Annotated in this window: 2 protein-coding genes; both read left to right on the forward strand. The window is 39.4% G+C overall.

Annotated features, from left to right (window positions below; all coding sequences use genetic code 11):
- Positions 1–290 precede the first annotated feature (290 nt).
- On the forward strand, positions 291–1,721 hold the full coding sequence (locus LIZ98_RS17095; RefSeq protein WP_227140360.1) for a S41 family peptidase: 1,431 nt from the start codon (positions 291–293) through the stop codon (positions 1,719–1,721).
- 262 nt (positions 1,722–1,983) lie between these two features.
- Positions 1,984–3,171, forward strand: a complete 1,188-nt coding sequence (locus LIZ98_RS17100) for a PDZ domain-containing protein (protein ID WP_041903001.1) — start codon at positions 1,984–1,986, stop codon at positions 3,169–3,171.
- Positions 3,172–3,588: the final 417 nt, after the last annotated feature.

The following is a 3,588-nucleotide window of genomic DNA, read 5'->3' on the forward strand; positions in this document are numbered from 1 at the left end:
ACTCCGATAGGAGTGACAGCGTAGGAATCTCCTACCTCTAAGCGTCAGCGTAGGTGGGAGTAGTTCAATATTAAACGTTTATGAATAAAGATGAAAAGACACCGGATATTAGGATAAAAAACCACAGGGACCGATGTACATAACCCAAATGAATAGACCTTCACAACATTTATTAAAAGCCATGGAGTACCTCTACCAACTTCTTATAAGGGATAAAAATCTAGTTCATAACTTGTCCGCTAAACTCATATATTTGAATGAATGACATTTAATGGCAAGGAGTGACAGATTTGCGAAAAACCCATGTGGCAATTTTGGTGACCTTTGCAATGATCTTTTCATCATTAGCAACTTACACAAGTATACAGATATTTTCAGATGACAAAACAGAGATAAGACAGACAGAATATCGTCATTTGCCAAATGAATTCTCAAAAATAGAACAGGCTTATGAGCTGATAACGAAAGGGTATATTGAAAACGTGGATCCGGAACATCTTGTTGAAGGGGCGGTAGAAGGAATGCTGGCCACTTTGGGTGACCCTTATTCGGTTTATATGAATGAGGAAAAAGCAAAAGAATTTAACCGATCTTTAGACTCTTCTTTTGAAGGAATTGGTGCTGAAATGAGTGAAGTTGACGGCAAGGTCATTATTGTATCCCCATTTAAAAATTCTCCGGCAGAAAAAGCGGGTCTGAAACCTTTTGATGAGATTGTTGCCGTTGACGGACAAGATGTTACGGGTCAAGATTTATATGAAGTAACATCTAAAGTACGCGGCAAAAAAGGAACGACGGTATCATTGCAAATATTACGTGAAGGTTTAAGTGAACCGATTTCGATTGAAGTAATAAGAGATAAAATCCCAATTGAAACAGTTTTTTCTGAAATTATTGAACAGAAAGAAAAGAAAATTGGATATATTACGATCACTTCATTTGCGGAAGAGACAGGCGAAGATTTTTTAAGCCGGTTAAATACTTTGGAAAAAGAAAAAATAGATGGGTTAATTATTGATGTCCGCGGCAATCCGGGTGGTCTTTTGCAAAGTGTAAAGAAAATTGCCGGAGAGTTGGTGCCAAAAGAAAAACCGATGTTTCAAATTGAGGGAAGAGATCAAGGGCAAGAACAATATTTTTCGAAATTAGCAGAAAAGAAACCTTATCCCATCGCGGTTTTAACCGATAAAGGAAGCGCATCGGCCTCAGAAATTTTAGCAGCCGCATTGAAGGAGGCAGGCGGTTATCCGACCATTGGCGAGACGACATTCGGAAAAGGGACGGTTCAACAACAAGTCGATTTAGGGGATAAGAGCCATATAAAATTAACGATGTATAAATGGTTAACCCCGGATGGGAACTGGATTCACGGACAAGGAATTAAACCGGATATTTATGTTGTTCAGCCGGATTTGTACCATGTCCACCCATTACAAATTGATCAGCCGCTAAGTAAAGATATGAATAATGGGCAGGTAAAAAATGCTCAGTTGATTTTGAAAAGCCTGGGATATGAACCGGGGCGGGTAGATGGCTACTATAGCGAAACAACGGAAACAGCTGTGAAACGATTCCAAAGAGAACATAACTTGCCGGATACGGGTATCATTAATGAGAAAACAGTTAGGAAGATGGAAAAGAAAGTGGCTGAAGCAAAAAGAAAAAAAGAAAATGACCGCCAGTTGCAAATGGCCCTGCGATATTTTCAGTATCAACATTAATGCTCAAGGATCTATTGAGTATCCACAGTATCAAGATAATCGGCGGAGATATTTAGGTATCAACAAGGACTGCACCTTTTGTGTAGTCCTTTCTTGTTATTCTTAATCCATTTAATAGTTAAGCTGTTTGAAACGTTTTTTGATATTCAATCTAAAATTAAATAATAGATAGGTTTTTTTATCCATATTTGCTAAAATAGTAGATAATAATCTATTAAATGATTCGATCGATTTAAAATAAAAATCTCGGGGGGTGTCGGGCTTGGAGTGGTTGCTTGAAATTGGAAAAGGGATTGGAAAATTCTTCTTAGACCCGTTACTTTATCTTGGAATCCTTTATGCTGTTTATCTTGGCTATATACGGGTAAAACGAGAACGAAGGAATTTTCACATACGTATCCAAGATGGTTGGTTTGAGACGCGTATGTATTTGGGGAAAGGACTTATTTGCGGGCTTATTTTTTCCATCATTACTTTACTAATTGGGAATATCATCCCGCTGGCATTTGTTTTGACCGTCTCAGCTGTTACGATTTTATTTTCCATCATCTTGAAACCGGGTTTGCTTTCCCCGGCATATACGATGGGGACCGGCTTTTTCTTAATCATGCTCATTAATATGTATCAAATTGAAGTTCCTATTTTTCAAAACCTCTTTGCACAAATGGATACAGCAATCATTCCGGGGGCAGCCTTTTTAACGGGGTTGTTATTGCTGGTAGAAGGGTTACTCGTATTCAAAAATGCCAGTCAACACACATCGCCGAAATTGATACGCAGTAAAAGGGGAATGAATATGGGCGTCCATGAGTCAAAACGATTATGGATGGTCCCGCTGTTATTTTTAATCCCTGCTGATGCACTTTCCGTACCGTTTGACTTTTGGCCGGTTGTTCCTATTGGTCAGTCGACTTTTACTTTCCTGTTTATCCCGTACTGGATCGGGTTTGGTAGCCAAATTCGCAGTGTTCATCCGAGTCTGGGAATTAAAGGGCAGGGAAAGCAAGTGATTTGGTTGGGAGTTTTAGTCACCCTGATTGGAGCGGCAGGATTTTGGTTTGAACCGGCAGTAATTGTGGCGATGGGCATTGCCTTAATCGGTCGCCTGCTGATTTCAATGGTTCATTATTATCAGGATAGCGGGCAGACTTACTATTTTTCGAAAAACCATTCCGGAATTGTGATTTTGGATATTATTCCGGGGACGGCAGCTGAAAAAATGAAGTTGAAGATCGGTGAAGTAATCAAGACGGTAAACGGGATTCCTGTTCAAAATGAGCAACAATATTATGAAGCGTTACAGAAGAACCGGGCGTTTTGCCGGCTGGAAGTAATAGATGATAATGGGGAAAACCGCTTTGTCTCCAGGGCGTTATACGAGGGAGAACACCACGAACTGGGCATTATTACATTTGGCAATGAAAATAAGTGGGAACAAGACGTAGGTTGATTGGGCGGAATCTGACCATAATGACTCGGAATGACAGGTAAAAGGAACAAAATATTTACCTGGAGGAATGGCACTTAAAAAATTGTCATTCCTTTCTTAATCTATCGAAGCTTCTTCTGGTGTTGCGCAGTGGAATTAATGGGAGGACTGTTGATTTCTCGTAGTCTACTGGTGAATTCGCAGGGGTTATTGTTGAATTTTTCAATTTTACTGTTGAATTCATGTCCGAGTACTGTTGAATTTCCCTTTTTTTACTGTTGATTACAGATTTTCCGAACGAGACTCCTTAAGGTGTGGGATGATAGTGAGGTCGGATACGGAGTACCACTAAAAACTGAAAGGTTTGTGGTGCTTCAAGTATCCGAAAATCACACTTTTTTATTGTATAATTGTTGCAGTTCATAAATAAAACTGATA

This window comes from Caldibacillus sp. 210928-DFI.2.18 (genome assembly GCF_020554505.1).
GTDB classification, from domain to species: domain Bacteria; phylum Bacillota; class Bacilli; order Bacillales; family Caldibacillaceae; genus Caldifermentibacillus; species Caldifermentibacillus hisashii.